General features: G+C 34.3%; 19 protein-coding genes. All 19 read right to left on the bottom strand.

From position 1 onward, the window contains the following. Nucleotides 1-17: 17 nt before the first annotated feature. Nucleotides 18-869, bottom strand: coding sequence for a hypothetical protein (locus IW492_RS01800; RefSeq protein WP_202064537.1), 852 nt, complete (start codon nt 867-869; stop codon nt 18-20). Between the two features lie 100 nt (nt 870-969). Continuing rightward, nucleotides 970-2,052, bottom strand: coding sequence for a hypothetical protein (locus IW492_RS01805; protein WP_202064539.1), 1,083 nt, complete (start codon nt 2,050-2,052; stop codon nt 970-972). A gap of 460 nt (nt 2,053-2,512) precedes the next feature. Continuing rightward, complete coding sequence (locus IW492_RS01810; RefSeq protein WP_202064541.1) at nt 2,513-3,013, bottom strand: hypothetical protein; 501 nt, start codon at nt 3,011-3,013, stop codon at nt 2,513-2,515. Nucleotides 3,014-3,135: 122 nt separating this feature from the next. Then, nucleotides 3,136-3,630 carry a hypothetical protein gene (locus tag IW492_RS01815; RefSeq protein ID WP_202064544.1) on the bottom strand — a complete coding sequence of 165 codons (495 nt, stop codon included), beginning with the start codon at nt 3,628-3,630 and terminating at the stop codon, nt 3,136-3,138. A gap of 229 nt (nt 3,631-3,859) precedes the next feature. Further along, nucleotides 3,860-4,045 carry a hypothetical protein gene (locus tag IW492_RS01820; RefSeq protein WP_202064546.1) on the bottom strand — a complete coding sequence of 62 codons (186 nt, stop codon included), beginning with the start codon at nt 4,043-4,045 and terminating at the stop codon, nt 3,860-3,862. A gap of 37 nt (nt 4,046-4,082) precedes the next feature. Continuing rightward, nucleotides 4,083-4,595 carry a hypothetical protein gene (locus IW492_RS01825; protein ID WP_202064548.1) on the bottom strand — a complete coding sequence of 171 codons (513 nt, stop codon included), beginning with the start codon at nt 4,593-4,595 and terminating at the stop codon, nt 4,083-4,085. A 241-nt stretch (nt 4,596-4,836) separates the two neighbouring features. Next, entirely contained in the window at nt 4,837-5,337 is a 501-nt protein-coding gene (locus IW492_RS01830) for an LptM family lipoprotein (protein ID WP_202064550.1), read from the bottom strand. Between the two features lie 135 nt (nt 5,338-5,472). After that, the gene (locus IW492_RS01835) at nt 5,473-5,985 is read right to left on the bottom strand and encodes a hypothetical protein (RefSeq protein WP_202064551.1); all 513 of its coding nucleotides are present in this window, start codon (nt 5,983-5,985) and stop codon (nt 5,473-5,475) included. 126 nt (nt 5,986-6,111) lie between these two features. Then, the gene (locus IW492_RS01840) at nt 6,112-8,757 is read right to left on the bottom strand and encodes a hypothetical protein (protein ID WP_202064552.1); all 2,646 of its coding nucleotides are present in this window, start codon (nt 8,755-8,757) and stop codon (nt 6,112-6,114) included. A gap of 82 nt (nt 8,758-8,839) precedes the next feature. Further along, nucleotides 8,840-9,340, bottom strand: coding sequence for a hypothetical protein (locus tag IW492_RS01845; protein ID WP_202064553.1), 501 nt, complete (start codon nt 9,338-9,340; stop codon nt 8,840-8,842). Nucleotides 9,341-9,475: 135 nt separating this feature from the next. Beyond that, nucleotides 9,476-9,976: a hypothetical protein gene (locus IW492_RS01850; RefSeq protein ID WP_202064554.1), complete on the bottom strand. Its 501-nt coding sequence runs from the start codon at nt 9,974-9,976 to the stop codon at nt 9,476-9,478. Between the two features lie 124 nt (nt 9,977-10,100). After that, entirely contained in the window at nt 10,101-10,610 is a 510-nt protein-coding gene (locus IW492_RS01855) for a hypothetical protein (RefSeq protein WP_202064555.1), read from the bottom strand. A gap of 122 nt (nt 10,611-10,732) precedes the next feature. Beyond that, complete coding sequence (locus tag IW492_RS01860; protein WP_202064556.1) at nt 10,733-11,227, bottom strand: hypothetical protein; 495 nt, start codon at nt 11,225-11,227, stop codon at nt 10,733-10,735. A 121-nt stretch (nt 11,228-11,348) separates the two neighbouring features. Next, nucleotides 11,349-11,828: a hypothetical protein gene (locus IW492_RS01865; protein WP_202064557.1), complete on the bottom strand. Its 480-nt coding sequence runs from the start codon at nt 11,826-11,828 to the stop codon at nt 11,349-11,351. Nucleotides 11,829-12,070: 242 nt separating this feature from the next. Further along, nucleotides 12,071-12,577 carry a hypothetical protein gene (locus IW492_RS01870; RefSeq protein WP_202064559.1) on the bottom strand — a complete coding sequence of 169 codons (507 nt, stop codon included), beginning with the start codon at nt 12,575-12,577 and terminating at the stop codon, nt 12,071-12,073. A gap of 146 nt (nt 12,578-12,723) precedes the next feature. Beyond that, nucleotides 12,724-13,092 carry a hypothetical protein gene (locus IW492_RS01875; RefSeq protein WP_202064561.1) on the bottom strand — a complete coding sequence of 123 codons (369 nt, stop codon included), beginning with the start codon at nt 13,090-13,092 and terminating at the stop codon, nt 12,724-12,726. 41 nt (nt 13,093-13,133) lie between these two features. After that, nucleotides 13,134-13,643 (bottom strand): hypothetical protein, encoded by a 510-nt coding sequence (locus IW492_RS01880; RefSeq protein WP_202064563.1) that lies wholly within the window; start codon nt 13,641-13,643, stop codon nt 13,134-13,136. Between the two features lie 116 nt (nt 13,644-13,759). Beyond that, a complete protein-coding gene (locus IW492_RS01885; RefSeq protein WP_202064564.1) occupies nt 13,760-16,597 on the bottom strand; it encodes a hypothetical protein in 2,838 nt (945 codons plus the stop codon). 88 nt (nt 16,598-16,685) lie between these two features. Continuing rightward, entirely contained in the window at nt 16,686-17,177 is a 492-nt protein-coding gene (locus IW492_RS01890; RefSeq protein ID WP_202064566.1) for a hypothetical protein, read from the bottom strand. Nucleotides 17,178-17,241 lie beyond the last annotated feature (64 nt).

Raw genomic sequence — 17,241 nt, forward strand, 5'->3', positions numbered from 1 at the left:
CCTACTAACTATTGAGATTATTGTACAGAGGTTTTTTGTCTCATAATACTTGTTGCAGAAACGTTAAAATAGCTTCGCTGATTAGCTGGATCAGATGGATCATCTGCAGCGAGAACACAGCTTATATTGCCTGTTCCGCCAAAGATTGGGATAAACGCTGTATTGGCTGCACCAATCCGCATGTAATATCTCATCGTCACAGATTGTCCCGGTTCCAAAATAAATGCCTCAGCAGCTACCTGCTGATCATACGTCACTGGTGCGATAAACGGTGTCTGACCGATTTTATTCCCATCTTTCGTGATAACGATATACGTTGCTGAAAGAACTTGATCCGTATCAATGGAACAGTTAAAGGTCGAATTAATCAGTAGCGGAACTTCAGTAATGTTGTTCACCACAATTCCCTTAAAATCAGCGGTTCTACTAAAAACCCCCTCCGGCATATTACTTTGTTGCGTCATTCGATTAAATGCAGGAGTCAGGTCTATGTTTTCTCCTCCCATAGAGGTACTTTCTGTTGTCCAAAGCGTTGCTGTTCCCACATAACTGGCTTGTTCCAGAGCTTCCCACAAACCGCATTCACTGCAGATAATCGCCTTTTGTAAATTGTAAATATTACTCATCAGCTCATCTGTATACTCTTTCCAGTCACAGACATCATAGCTCGGCAGTTTTTCCTGTAGTGCGCCGATCAGACAGTCCAGCATATCATTTAAGTCTTCGCAGTTTTCATGAAGAACTGCCAACTCCGGATTCAATCCCATATTGTTATGGAGACTGCTGCATTCCTTTTCTGTAATACCATTAACAACAAAATTTGGTGCATATTCTTTTAAATTCTCACAAGCTAAACAATAATCAGCCATTTATTCCAACTCCTTCTAGTTTTTTTACTAAATTAATTTCATCCTAATGCTACAAAGAAGAGCATAAACCAATTCGCAGTTTATGCCCTTCTTCTCTCATTTAAATTGTTACATTATCCTCTTTTACATAAATACAAGTCATATCGCAGCAATTGTTTGTTTCCACGATGATTCCGTTTGTTCCCTGATGAACAGTAAAGCCAAAGGTTGAACCTTCCGGAATTATCAAGTTATTAATATCAATCACCATTACTTTGCAGCATTCATCTTCCAAATAGTAGATTTCTCCGCTGGCTGTCAATGTTAATTTGCCAGTGTACTCGCCTAAAATCTGCATCGTATTTCCATTTAATGTAATTAACGGGTCCTTCATTGAACCAATTAACGTAATGATGATATTTTCAGTATCTACGAGTGTATGACTGTAAAACTGCCCGGCAATAATATTTTTACAGCTGTCTGACTTACAGATTTTATGCCCCAGCATTTTTTCTTCACCCCAGATTTTCTTTCCGGCTTCACAATTGTAGATTATTTTGTAGCTATCTCCGCACTGACTGTAAAAGTGTTGGGTAATTTCCCTCTTTAAACCACAGAGAGAAAACTCCTCTGACAGAAAATCACACTCACAAAGACACTTTGCACAGGACTGCTTCATTGGCTTCACGCAAGAAACACAGCAATCTGTACACTCATCCTCTTCTCTGAAATCCAGACATTCCACAAAATTACAGGCCTGATACGGCTGCAAAAATACTTTTCTCGGATCAGCTTTGTGCCATATTCCTTCATAAAGAACCAGATCAATATCAATAGTGACACTGTACTTTTCCACTGCATATGTCTCACTAAAATCTTTGACAAAAGCATTTGTCCATAAAAGCTGTTCTCCTTCAATTGCCCAGAGCTTGCCCGGCTTCAGTATATTCAGAAAGATATAGTCCTTATAAAACTTTTGTTGTTCACAGCTTATTTTTCTCATATCCAGCTTCAATGACATACTTAATGACTGCTCTGCCGAAAGATGCTGGCGTGCTTTAAACACAGCATAGCTTCCATGCCCATGACTGTAATCAGCCGTGGTCGCTTTAAAACTGCCGCTCAAATCCGCCGACTGCAGCATATCATAATTATCAATCACCAGATCATTGAACTGAATATATTTCCTCGTTAGTATTGTCATAATCGCCCTCCTTGTATATTATATTTAAGGTTTTAATCTTCCGATTGTTGGAGGAGAACCTTATGAACCTGTGTTATTTTTATTGGTATTTCCTCAAATTCTTTGAGAAAATATACATGATGGATTGAGCGGTTGGATTATCTGCTCCTTGAGTCGTAGAACTTGTAATCGAAAGACTGATCCCTCTTTCTTAAAAAAGCAGCTATTTTATTTATTGAAAAATCAGGAAAATTCACCAAATTTAATCATTTATCAGCCTTTTGTTCCTATGGTAAAAATTGGAAGCTACCCAATTTTAGCCGACAAAAAAACAAGAGCTTGGATGGGCTCTTGTTCTGATTTTACATATTCTTTTCGTAGTACCATTTGGCGAATTCCAATATTTCTTGATCTGAAAAATTTAAGCTTTCAAGGATTTTAGCAATTTTTGTAATATCAGTATCATATAAATTTGATTCAACTATTTTTTATCATAACACCATTGAGCAAACTCTAACATTTCTTGATCTGAGTAGTCTATACTTTCCAAAACTTCTGCTAAAGCATCAATATCTGTATTATCGATAGGTGACTCTGTCATTCTTCCTTTGCTGACCATGTAATACAACGTATCCTTTGCTTCTCCATCAATATTCCCTTTTAACTCTAGTCCAACTTTGTAAACTTTATTTTCACTAAATGTGAACCTCATCAAAAAATAATCGTAATCTATGCTCTTTTCCCTAGTAAATACCCAATAATCCCCATACTCATTGTAGTCAATTTCAACACCTTTTTCATCTAGGTTAGTTTTCATTTCTTCCATTCTTTTTTCTTCCTTGGCAGAGCTATTTTCAGTACTCTCTTTTGTACTTTGTTCTGTTGTTAAAGACGATTTCTCTGTTTTTGACCCCTCTGCCCCACAAGCTGAAAGTCCTATCGTTAGTCCTACAGCTAATATTGTTAACATCATTTTCTTCATTTCATTTCCTCCAAATACAATAATCACAACTATTTGTAGTTTATCATAGTTTGTTCTTTGGAAGATATACAATTTTGGATATATAAAAAGAACAAGAGCTTGAATTAGCTCTTATTCTGATTTTACATATTCTTTTCGTAATACCAATGCGCAAATTCCAATATCTCTTTATCCGAGTAATTTAAGCTTTCAAGGGTTTTAGCAATAGCATTTATGTCAGTATTCCAAGCAGTTGATTCTACAATTCTACCACTGCTTTCATTATAGAATAGAGTATCTTTTTCTTTTCCATCAATATTTCCTTTAAGTCGAAGAGTCATTTCGTATATTTCATTTGATTTACTATCAAATTTAATCATCAATTGAAAATAATCATAATCTATACCTTTTTCTCTGATAAAAGTTAGATTTTTCTTATGATAACTAATTTTCACACCATTTTCCTTCAAATCCTCTTCCATGGCTTCCATCTTTTTATCTTCTTTATCAGATGAATCTGTTGTACTTTCTTCAACCGAATTAGATGATATTTTTCCACCTTCGTTTGCATTTGATCCACAACCAGATATCCCCAAAAATACTCCGAATACTAACAAACTTAACGCTAATTTTTTCATTTTATCTCCTCCTAAATCAAATAACTACGTCTAGCTTAACATAGTTTTCTCCTTAGAAGATATATTATTTTGGGTTATATTAAAAGAACAAGAGATTTTTTTTCTCTTGCCTTTAATTAATGAATTATTTGTTGTTTTCGAAATACCACCAAGCAAATTCAACAAGCTCTTTATCAGAGTATTCTATACTTTCAAGAACTTCAGCAAGAGCAACAATATTACTTTTTAATTATAATTCAATATCTAAAATTTCTAATGGACTATCACTAAATAGAAAAGTCATCTTAAAATATTCACAGTCAATCCCCTTCTCCCTAGTAAAGGTTAGTTCTCTGCGATCATAAATAACCTCTACACTTTCTTCACCTAGTTTGTTCTTTGGAAGATATACAATTTGGGAATTTGAACTATACAAAAAAACAAGAGACTCCTTATCTCCTGTTCTTCATCCATTATTTATTATTTTCGTAGTACCACAATGCAAACTCTACAAATTCCTGATCTGAATATCCTAGACTTTCAAGTACTTTAGCCATAGCTGTAATATCTGTATTTGAATATGGAGCTTCCACAATCCTATTTTGGCTTATTCTATAATACAAACTATCCTTTTCTTTTCCATCTATATTTCCTTTAAGAGTAAGAGTAATTTCTAGTATTTCTTTATTCTTAGAATCAATAATGATAGTCATATCAAAATAATCATAATCTATTCCTTTTTCTCTATTTAACTTCAAAAAATCGCTAAATCTAGCTACTTTGACCCCTTTTTCTTCTAAATCAGCCGCCATGTCTTCCATTTTCTTATCCTCTATAGAAGAAGAATCTTCTGTACTCTCAATAGTACTCGTTATAGCTGTTTCATTCGTAGAAGATGAGATATCAGTTTTATCTTCACTTGAATTACACGCTGCAAGACTAACTACTGCCCCAAATACTAAAAAGCTCAGTATTATTTTTTTCATTTCATTTCCTCCAAACACAATAATTACAACTATTTGTAGTTTATCATAGTTTATTTGGTCGGAGGAAACTATTTTTGATGAAAATGAATAGAAGTAATAGTTATAAGCTTACACCTTTCAAAAAAACACACAGAAAGTCTATATTAGCTGCTACCTGTAAACAATAGATTTAAAAATACAATTTTGGGGAGAATAAAGAACAAGAATCAAAAATAGACCCTTGTTCTCAAAAAAATATTTTTTAATTATTTCCATGATACCATTGGGCAAACTCAATTAATTCTTGATCAGAGTAATCTAAACTTTCTAAAACATCAGCAATAGCATTGATATCTGTATTCCATGCTGCAGATTCTACAATTCTTCCACTTTTAACATCATAGAATAGCATATCTTTGTCCTCTCCATCTATATTGCCCCTCAATTGTAATATAATTTCACGAATCTCACCACCATTACTCCTAAAATCAATATTCAATTTAAAATATTCATAGTCTATTCCTTTTTCTCTGGTCAATTCTAAATTATCATTAACACTATTTATTCTAAAACTTACACCTTTTTCTTCAAGGTCTTCTGCCATATCTCTCACCTTCTCATCTTCTTTTGCAGAACTATCTTCCGTACTCTCTTTTGTACTTTGTTCAGTTGTTGAAGCTGAAGTTTTTTCTCCATTCGATCCGCAAGCTGAAAGTCCTACCGTTAGTCCTACAGCTAATATTATTAACATCATTTTCTTCATTTCATTTCCTCCAAATACAATAATCACAACTATTTGTAGTTTATCATAGTTTGTTCTTTGGAAGATATACAATTTTGGAATTTGAACTATACAAAAAAACAAGAGACTCATTATCTCCTGTTCTTCGTAGAATACTTATTTGTTGTTTTCATAGTACCATTGGGCAAATTCGACAAGTTCCTGATCTGAACATCCTAAACTTTCGAGTACTTCAGCTATAGCGCTAATATCAGTATTCCATGCTGTTGATTCAACTATCCTTCCAGTTTTTACATCGTAAAAAAGTGTGTCTTTATCTTCTCCATCTATATTCCCTCTAAGTTGAAGTGTAATTTCATAAATCTCATTTGCTTTCGTATCAAACTGAAAAGCCATTTCGAAATACTCATAATCTATTCCCTTTTCCCTGTTCAAATATAAATACACTTTATTATATCTAACTTCAACTCCTCTATCTAATAGTTTTTTTTCTAATTGTTCCATATTATCGTCTTTTATAGCGGAAGAATTTTTTACACTATCAACTGTACTCGTTTCACTTGTTTCATTTACCGATGAGGGGGCACTTGTTTTTCCCCCACTAGAATTGCATGCAGCAAGACCTATCATCAATCCCAACGTTAAAAAGCCTAACATTATTTTCTTCATTTCATTTCCTCCAAATATAATAATCACAACTATTTGTAGTTTATCATAGTTTGTCATTAGGAGAAACTCACTTCCTGATTTTGTCTATTTTTTTACAAAATATTTAGAATTTTTTTCAATCCCTCACTATCTCAAATATCGACTGGCTCGTTTCATCATATAGTCTGGATTACCACTGACTACATTTTGTGTTACCCGATTTGCATTATTTGTGGTGTGATTGATATTGTTCACGACATTAGAAACTGCTGGAATCAGCATAGACTGAGTGCTAAACCTCCCTGTTAATGTAGCAAAAACCCCACGTACATCAAGATTATTTATACGATTCATAAAATCAAGACCAAATGTTTGTACAGCTGCTTTCCGTTGTACAAACTCTCCTGGTGTTAACATCGCTGGTATGGTATCAGTTCCCTTTTTCTTGAAGATACTAGCTAATCCGCCAGTAGCAAGATATTTGGGAACTATTCCTCCAGTCTGGAAACTACCTATATCTAGAATCCTGGATTCATTATTATTAGAACTCCCAGCTTTAATATATAATCCCTCAACAGCTGATGAAAATCCTGTAACTATAGCATTCCCCAGCTCAGCCCCTATATTTCTAAAACTTGTTATTGTACTGGAATTCTTTGTACTAAACCCATCGACTATATTATTTATTTCAGTCGGTATGCTCTTTATCGCATTGATAAGTCCTTCCGTTAGATTAGTTGTATAATTCAACCCTATTGTTTCAAAAGTGCCTTCATGTCCTTCAAGAGTTGTAATAAGTGTAGCAAAATCTGTAGTAATTGTTCCAGCAGGATTTAAAGTAGTATATGGAGTAAGTAAGTGATTGGCAAATTTCGTACCAAATGACTCAAACCTTGGTAATAATTTTTCTAGAGTATCCATCATTGTTGTAAAAGTTGCTGTACTGCTTGTTATGTCTCCTGCTTCACTAACTACTGACTCATTCGTTAAAAACTCTCTGATTTGAGTTAAAGCTAAACCAAGTGCTGATAACTTTGTAGCTAGTACGTCTTCTTCTATTACTTTAATATCATTAATGTTTTGAGTTAGTCCATTGATTTTTTCAATTTTCAACTTTGCTTCATTAACTGCATCTTCAAAACCTGTATCCCCTGATCCTTGCGTCTGATTCTGATTAGCATTTGTTCCAATAGAAGTATTCCCTGGCGACTGTAAGCTATTTAGATATGGAAGTTGGAATCCTTCTTCAGTCTCTGTTGTTCCAGTACCTGCTATGCTGACACCCGCTCCATCCAACTGGAAGGAGCTTACCATCTGTACACCTGTTTGTAGTTTAGTCAATGTTCCGCTTAATTGAGCGACCATATTTTCTGGAAATTTGAATGTTAATGCTGTCTCAAGCTGTTTAGCCATTGCATTCAATTGTGTTAGCTTACCAACAGCATCTGTTATTGCAGAGGTCAATATATCCCAAGACTCAAATGAAACTGCACTGCCATCCTCATTGGTTGGAGAAAAATCTGTTGTCAAGACATCATAAATGGAGTTTTTCATCAATTCCATTCGACCTTTAAATAGTCCGAATGTATTTTCATCAAAAGTATAATCTAAAGCTATTTTAAGCTGTTCTGCCATAGCATTCAGTTGGATCAATTTATCAATTGCCTGTTGAATATCCCTCTCCATTGCCCATGTCCAATCAGGCATTTCTTTTCGAGCACCATTTTCATCTCTTGGAGTAAAATCTGTACTCATGATCTCTTCTATAGCATCCTTGATACTTTGAACAGTAACTTTGAATCTACCTACAGCACCCGCATCAAATTTGAAATTCATAATCGTTTCCAAATGTTCCACAAGTTGACTTAGTAAATTAGATTTACTCACCGTATCTGTCAAAATTTGATTATCCATTCTCATGGTAACATCAAAACTATCAAAACTCTTGATCACATCTTGGATAACTTGAAGTTTCGACAAAACCATTCCATAATTCAAGGTTGTCTTTTCAATTTTTGCAAGCTGATCAGCAATTTTTACTAAATTAGTCACATAGTTGGCAGCCTCTTTCGCAATATCAGCATCAATATCTCCGCCATCAAAGAAATTAGCAATATCAGCCCACAAACCCTTAGTTTTAGTGAAATGTTGGAAAGTATCTTGAAGCATTTTGATTTTCTCTTCAACAACTTGCGGATCTTTTATATTGAACTTATCCAGCTCTTTGATCGATTTAGCTACAGATGCCAAATTACCAATTGCTCTGGCTGCATCCTCACCAATATTCGTATCTACTTTACCACCGTTGATACTCTGGCTGAATTCTTTAATAAAGCCAACACCTTTTTGCAAATACTTAAATACGCCTTGTATTTCATTAATTTTCGCTTCTACATCTTCTGGTATAGTGATTCCATCAAGCTTCTCTAATTCCAGTCCAACTTCTACCAGCTTCTTGATTCCTTCAGCTGCTACTGCGGTATTTAAAGCTCCGACTGCATTTTCTAATAAGTCCAGAACCCCGCCAAGATCGGCTGCTGTGAAATAGCCTACAGCTTCGGCAATGCCTTCAATCTTTTCTTTTACTCCAGTCATCTCTTCTGGTACATTTTGATCCATCTCTTTAATTGCCTCTGACATGTGAATTAATTCTTCAGCTACCAGATAAATTGTTGCCAGCCCTGCTCCAGCAATTAATGCGCCTATTCCAGAAGCCACTAATGCTCCAACGACTCCGACTAAAACACTCATGCCGCCAATCGCAATGCCAATATTTGCCAACTTAGATGCCATAGTTCCTAGATTGGATGGAATTTTCTTATTGCAAGATAACAATAAAAAAACAAGAGACTGGCTATCTCCTGTTCTTCATCCATTATTTATTATTTTCGTAATACCACAATGCAAACTCTACAAGCTCCTGATCTGAATAGCCCAAACTTTCAAGTACTTCAGCCATAGCTGTAATATCTGTATTTGAATAAGGAGCTTCCACAATCCTATTTTGACTTACTCTATAATATAGACCGTCTTTTTCCTCACCATCTATATTTCCTTTAAGAATGAGAATAATTTCAAAAATTTCATTTTTTTTACTGCTAATAACGAAATTCATATTGAAATAATCATAATCAATTCCTTTTTCTCTAGACAACTTTAAAAAGCCATTATATCTGGCGACAACAACCCCTCTTGCTTCAAGCCCTTCTTCTACTTCCTTCATTTTTTTTTCCTCTTCAGCAGCAGAATCAATCGTACTTGATTCATCCAACTGTTTTACAGATGATGACGTATTTGTTTTTTCTTCGCTTGAACTACAGGCTGCAAGACTTATCATTACTCCCAAAGTCAAAATTCCCAGAATTATTTTTTTCATTTCATTTCCTCCAAACACAATAATTACAACTATTTGTAGTTTATCATAGTTTGTTCTTTGGAAGATATACAATTTTGGAATTTGAACTATACAAAAAAACAAGAGACTCATTATCTCCTGTTCTTCGTAGAATACTTATTTGTTGTTTTCATAGTACCATTGGGCAAATTCTAACATTTCCTGGTCAGAATAATTTAGGCTTTCAAGAACTTCTGCAATTTTTGTGATATCTGTATTCCGAGAATCCTCTTCTACTAGTCTTCCACCACTCTCATCATAGTATAACAAGTCCTTCTTCTTTCCGTCAATATTTCCCTTCAGTTCCAACATAATATACACAAAATCCTCAGTCTTGCTATTAAAATAAAATGACATTTCAAAATAATCATAATCTATACTTTTTTCTCTTGATAGGATGAGACCACCAAGTCTTTTACTTATTCTCATTTCAACCCCTTGTTCTTTCAACTCAACTTCCATAGCTTCCATTTCTTTATCTTCTTCATCAGAAGAATTTACTGTGCTTTCTTTAACTGAACTGGATGACGTTTTTCCATCATCATTTGCAGTTGCCCCACATCCAGATAATCCAAAAAATATCCCAAATACTAATAAAGTTAACACTAATTTTTTCATTTTGTTTCCTCCTAAATTAAATAACTACGTCTAGCTTAACATAGTTTTCTCCTTAGAAGATATATTATTTTGGGTTATATTAAAAGAACAAGAGATGTTTTTTCTCTTGCCTTTAATTAATGAATTATTTGTTGTTTTCGAAATACCACCAAGCAAATTCAACAAGCTCTTTATCAGAGTATTCTATACTTTCAAGAACTTCAGCAAGTGCAACAATATCCGTAGCTCTGTATTCTTTCTCTACAATCCTTCCATTACTCACATTAAAATGCAATAGGTCCTTTTTTTCTCCATCAATATTACCTTTTAATTGTAATTCAATATCAAAAATTTCTAATGGACTATCACTAAATAGAAAAGTCATCTTAAAATATTCGCAGTCAACCCCCTTCTCCCTAGTAAAGGTTAGTTCTCCACGATCATAAATAACCTCTACACTTTCCTCACCTAACGAATCTTCCAGCTTTTTCATTTCATCTTCTTTTTCTGTTTCTACTTCAATTGAAGTATCCTCAGTGACCGTTTCTAAAGAAACTGTCGTTGATGAGTCCTCCATTTTATTCTCACTTGAATTACACGCTGCAAGACTAACTACTGCCCCAAATACTAAAAAGCTCAGTATTATTTTTTTCATTTCATTTCCTCCAAATACAATAATCACAACTATTTGTAGTTTATCATAGTTTGTTCTTTGGAAGATATACAATTTTGGATATATAAAAAGAACAAGAGCTTGAATTAGCTCTTATTCTGATTTTACATATTCTTTTCGTAATACCAAGGCGCAAATTCCAATATCTCTTTATCCGAATAATTTAAGCTTTCAAGGGTTTTAGCAATAGCATTTATGTCAGTATTCCAAGCAGTTGATTCTACAATTCTACCACTGCTTTCATTATAGAATAGAGTATCTTTTTCTTTTCCATCAATATTTCCTTTAAGTCGAAGAGTCATTTCGTATATTTCATTTGATTTACTATCAAATTTAATCATCAATTGAAAATAATCATAATCTATGCCTTTTTCTCTGATAAAAGTTAGATTTTTCTTATGATAACTAATTTTCACACCATTTTCCTTCAAATCCTCTTCCATGGCTTCCATATTTTTATCTTCTTTACCAGATGAATCTGTTGTACTTTCTTCAACTGAATTAGACGATATTCTTCCACCTTCGTTTGCATTTGATCCACAACCAGATAACCCCAAAAATACTCCGAATACTAACAAACTTAACGCTAATTTTTTCATTTTATCTCCTCCTAAATCAAATAACTACATCTAGCTTAACATCGTTTTCTCCTTAGAAGATATATTATTTTGGGTTATATTAAAAGAACAAGAGCCTAATTAGCTCCTGTTCCTTATGCAATTATTTGTTGTTGTAGTAGTACCATTGGGCAAATCCCAACATTTTTTTGTCATCATAGCCTAAACTATCTAATACTTCAGCTAATGCATCAATATTCGAATTACTGTTAACTGTGGATTCAACCATTCGTCCTTTGCTTATTTCAAAGAAGAGCCGATCTTTGAGCTCTCCATCAATGTTTCCTTTAAGTTGCAGAACAACCTTATAAAGTTCCTTTGTCTCACCATCAAACTCAAAAAGCATTTCAAAATAATCATAGTCGATGCTTTTTTCTCTAGTAAGGGTCAAATCGCTATACTCCTTACTTAATTCAATCTCAACACCTTTTTCTCCTAACTCTTCTTCCATTTGCTCATACTCTTTATTTGATTTTTGCTCTGTTGATGTTTTTCCACCTGAAGTGCTATTGCTTACTGTTCCACAACCTACTAAACCAATTACTGCGACTGATAATATGCATAGTACCCAAATTTTTTTCATTTTTTTCTCCTCCAAATATAATAATCACAACTATTTGTAGTTTATCACAAAACATTTGGTTGGAGAAAACTATTTTTGATGAAAATGAATAGAAATAATAGTTATAAGCTTACACCTTTCAAAAACACACACAGATAGTCTATATTAGCTGCTACCTGTAAACAATAGATTTAAAAATACAATTTTGGGAAGAATAAAGAACAAGAATCAAAAATAGACTCTTGTTCTCAAAAAAATATTTTCTAATTATTTCCATGATACCATTGGGCAAACTCTAACATTTCTTGATCTGAGTAATCCAAACTTTCCAATACTTCTGCTAATGCATTGATATCTGTATTGAGATGTGGATCCTCAACAATTCTTCCCATACTTAATTCATAATATAAAGTATCCTTTTTTTCACCATCTATATTGCCTTTCAAATAAAGTCTGATATCAAAAATTTCATTACTTTCAATGTCAAACACTAAATCCAATTCAAAGTAATCATAGTCTATACTTTTTTCTCTACTAAAAGTTATATGGTGGACAGAACCATAATCTTCTAAATTAACAAAGACAATTTCAACTCCCTTATCTTCTAAATCTTTTTGCATGGCTTCCATCTTTTTTGTTTCGTTAGCAGCTTTATCTTCAGTACTTTGTTTCGTTGATACTGCTGCTCCATCTTTATCTTCTGACGAACCACAACCTGCGAAACTTAACACAGTGACCATTGCCAATATAAATAATCCTATTTTTTTCATTTTGTTCTCCTCCAACCATTATAAAACGTAACTATTTGTAGTTTATCACAATTTAAAGATTTGAGGAATTGAATTTTCAACAAGTATTTTTTATTCTTCTATTTGTACTTCACTTAATAATTTTCTTTACTGATGTGTCTATCTTTTTATCTCAAATACCGACTTGCTCGTTTCATCATATAATCTGGATTTCCTCCCACAACATTTTGCGTTACCCGATTCGCATTGTTTGTTGTGTGATTGACATTATTCACAATACTTGAAACAGCAGGTGTTAGCATTCCTGATGTATTAAATCTGCCTGTCAGCGCATTGAATGCGCCACGGACATCAAGACTATTCACACGCTTCATAAAATCAAGCCCAAAGGTATTTACCGCTGCTTTTCGTTGTACAAACTCGCCCGGTGTCAGCATAGCAGGTACTGTATCAGTTCCTCTTTTCTTAAAAATACTCGCCAACCCGCCGGAAGCCAAATAGCTAGGAACTAATAGACGGTATATAATTCGGGTCATTGAAAAAGAACAGGAGAATAATATTCCTGTTCTTTATACAATTACTTGTTATTATCGTAATACCATTGAGCGAATTCCAATATTTCTTTATCAGAGTAACCAAGACTTTCAAGAACTTCTGCCAGTTCATTAATATTAGTATTAGAATATGCAGCTTCAACAATTCTTCCTTGGCTTATGTCAAAGTATAATAAATCTTTTTTTTCACCATCTATATTTCCTTTCAGTTCAAGTATAGTTCTAATAATTTTATCAGTCTTTTCGCTAAAAAGAAATCTCATCTCAAAGTAGTCATAATCTATGCTTTTTTCCCGATTAAAATACAGATAACCATGAGAACCAAACACCTTAAATATTACTCCTTTTTCTTCAAGATCTCTTTCCATTTCTCTCATTTTCTCATCTTCTTTAGCAGAAGAATCAACTGTACTTACAATTGTACTTGTTTCTTTTGTTGATGATAAGATGTTTGCTTTATCTTCACTTGAATTACACGCTGCAAGACTAACTACTGCCCCAAATACTAAAAAGCTCAGTATTATTTTTTTCATTTCATTTCCTCCAAACACAATAATTACAACTATTTGTAGTTTATCATACATTATTCTTTAGAGAAACTAACTTCTGAATCTTATAGACTGGTTCATAATCTTTTTTCAATACCCAACTACCTCAAATATCGGCTTGCTCGTTTCATCATATAATCTGGATTACCCCCAACTACATTTTGAGTCACCCGATTTGCATTATTCGTTGTGTGATTGATATTGTTCACAATACTAGAAACTGCTGGAATCAGCATAGCCTGAGTATTGAACCTTCCTGTTAATGCAGCAAAAGCCCCTTGCACATCAAAATTATTAATCCGTTTCATAAAATCAACACCAAATGTGCTAACGGCTGACCGTCTTTGAACAAACTCTCCCGGAGTCAACAATGCCGGAACACTGTCAGTCCCTACCGGCTTAACAATATTTGCAAATCCCGGATCCGGATGTGGAACAAGTCCACCTGCGGCCATCAGTTCTCGACCACCAGCATATGACGAATTGCTAGTCGTTTGTGCAATCGCTGTTCCAGTTGTACTCGTAGTACTAGTTGTCATACTTAATTTAATTGATAGTCCTTCAACAGCTGATTTGATTCCATTAACTAAAGAATTTCCTAAAGAAGTTCCTAGACTACTGAAAGCCATCATAGTTATAGAATCGCCTTTTTTAAGATCATTAACTACAATATCTATTTCAGTAGAAATACTCTTAATCGCTTTAATCAGACCTTCTGTTAAATTAGACGTGTACTTCGATCCGATTGATTTGAACGTTTCTTTGTGACCTTGAAGCGTAGTAATCAGGGTTCCAAAATCCGTCTCAATCTGTTGTGTTGGATTATCAGTATTATATTTAGCCATGATATTTGTCGCAAAACCATTTCCAAATTCCGTAAATCTTGGTAATAGTTTTTCCAGGTCAGCTGCTAAAGTTGTAAATGCTTCAGCACTGCTGGTAATCGTTTCAGCATTTTTGTTAGTCTCTTCATCTTTGACAAACTCACTAATATATTGAAGGCATGTTTTAACAGCAGAAATCTTAGCTTCAAATTCGTCAGGATTTAGAAGAGGGACATTCTGAATCGTGGTTATTAAACTATTGATTTCGCCTATTTTTTCATTTGTATTATTTATACTTATTAAAAAGTCATCATTATTTTGATTTGTTGTAATAACTGAATTGTCAGGTTCTACTTCCTGATCTCCACTTTGCTTCCTCACTACAGGGAACTTCGTACCACTGCTTGAACCAAAATTCACCGAGTTTACAATACCAACAGCTGATACGATTTTATTCATCGTTTCCTGAAAGTCTTCAACAGCGGTATCTTCAAACTCAAACCTCAAGGCAGTATCAAGCTGTTTCCCCATATCATTCAAACTTATCAGCTTATTCACTGCATCAACAATAGGTGAGGTTAATTCATCCCAAGCTTCAAACTTCACTTTTTCACCATTTTCCATTGGTGAAAAATCCGTTGTTAATACTTTGTAAATTGTATCTTTCATCAGCTGAACTCTTGCTTCAAAAGTACTGAAGCTTGTTTCATCAAACTCAAAATTCAACGCATTATCAAGCTGGGTGGCCATACTGTTTAACTTCTCAAGCTTCTCCGTTGCCTGTCTGATATCGCTTTCCATTGTATAAGTCCAGTCAGGCATCTCCAGTCTTTGTCCATCTTCTCCTCTAGGGGTGAAATCAGTACTGAGAATCTCTTTGATGGCTTCCTTTATCCCTTGAATTGTCTGCTTGAATTTCCCTATTTCTGCAGTACCAAATGTAAATCCTAATGCTTTTTTAAGACTTTCAATCAAATCATTAATCAAACCGGCCTTAGTTACCGCATCAGTCAAGGAATCATTGTCCAGTTCAATGTTAAGATCAACACGTCCAAGCTCCTCCAAAATATCCTGAAGACTCTGAAGTTTTGAACGTACGGTACTAAAATTAAGATCCGTGTTCTGTATTTTCTGTAATTCAGCAGCGACTGTTGCCAAATTCGTGACATATGTCTTAGCTGAACTAACCGTGGTGTTATCAATACTTTTTTCACCAGTAAACATCGAAGCAAATCGCTCTGCCAGATTCCCCTTTCCAAGGAAGGAATCAAAGACTTCCTGAATATTTTCGATCATTGAGGAAATTTTTTTAGTTTTTAGATCTTTGGTCTGCAGTTTTTCAAATGTTTCGGCAATGTCCCCTATTGATTCAATATACGTCTTTGCATCTTTTGCAACGCCTGTATCAATATTGTTCCCGCCAAATGCTCTTTTAATGTCATCAAACCAGCCTTTTGTTTTAGTTAAATAGCCGAAGACTGCTTGGATATTATCAATTTTTGTTTTTACAACACTTGGTTCCTTCAATTCATATTTATCTAAAGCAGTAATTGATTTTGCTACGGATACAAGGTTCTCAATAGCTTGTGAAGCTTTTCCGCCTGTTTTAGTATCAATTCCTCCACCATTAAAGAACTGATCGATTTCACCAAGGAGGCCAACGCCTTTTTTCAAATACTCAAAAACAGCTTGGATATCATTGATCTTTTGTTCTACACCTTCTGGTATAGTGATTCCATCAAGCTTCTCTAATTCCAGCCCAACTTCTACCAGCTTCTTGATTCCTTCAGCTGCTACTGCGGTATTTAAAGCTCCGACTGCATTTTCTAATAAGTCCAGAACCCCGCCAAGATCGGCTGCTGTGAAATAGCCTACAGCTTCGGCAATGCCTTCAATCTTTTCTTTTACTCCAGTCATCTCTTCTGGTACATTTTGATCCATCTCTTTAATTGCCTCTGATATGTGAATTAATTCTTCAGCTACCAGATAAACTGTTGCCAGCCCTGCTCCAGCAATTAATGCACCTATTCCAGAAGCCACTAATGCTCCAACGACTCCGACTAAAACACTCATGCCGCCAATCGCAATCCCAATATTTGCCAGCTTAGATGCCATGGCACCTAAATCTGACGGGATTTTCTTATTGAAAAATAATGATACAAAAAAACAAGAGTCTGATTATCTCCTGTTCTTCGTAGAATACTTATTTGCTGTTGTCATAATACCATTGAGCAAATTCCAGCATTTCTTTATCTGAATAACCTATGCTTTCAAGAACTTCAGCAAGTGAATTAATGTTTGAATCATAAATAGATGACTCAACTATTCTTCCTTGGTTCACCTCATAATACAAATCATCCTTCTTCTTACCATCAATATTCCCTTTAAGTCCAAGAGTAACTTGAAAAACTTTACTTTTACTAAATTTAAAGATCATCTCAAAGTAATCATAGTCTACACTTTTCTCTCTGTTAAAATACATATATCCAGTATGAGCAAGTCTAACAGATACCCCTTTTTCCTTCAAATCCTCTTCCATGGCTTCCATCTTTTTATCTTCTTTATCAGATGAATCTGTTGTACTTTCTTCAACCGAATTAGATGATATTTTTCCACCTTCGTTTGCATTTGATCCACAACCAGATATCCCCAAAAATACTCCGAATACTAACAAACTTAACGCTAATTTTTTCATTTTATCTCCTCCTAAATCAAATAACTACGTCTAGCTTAACATAGTTTTCTCCTTAGAAGATATA

This window comes from Enterococcus sp. BWB1-3, from assembly GCF_016745275.1.
Classification (GTDB): Bacteria; Bacillota; Bacilli; order Lactobacillales; family Enterococcaceae; genus Enterococcus_L.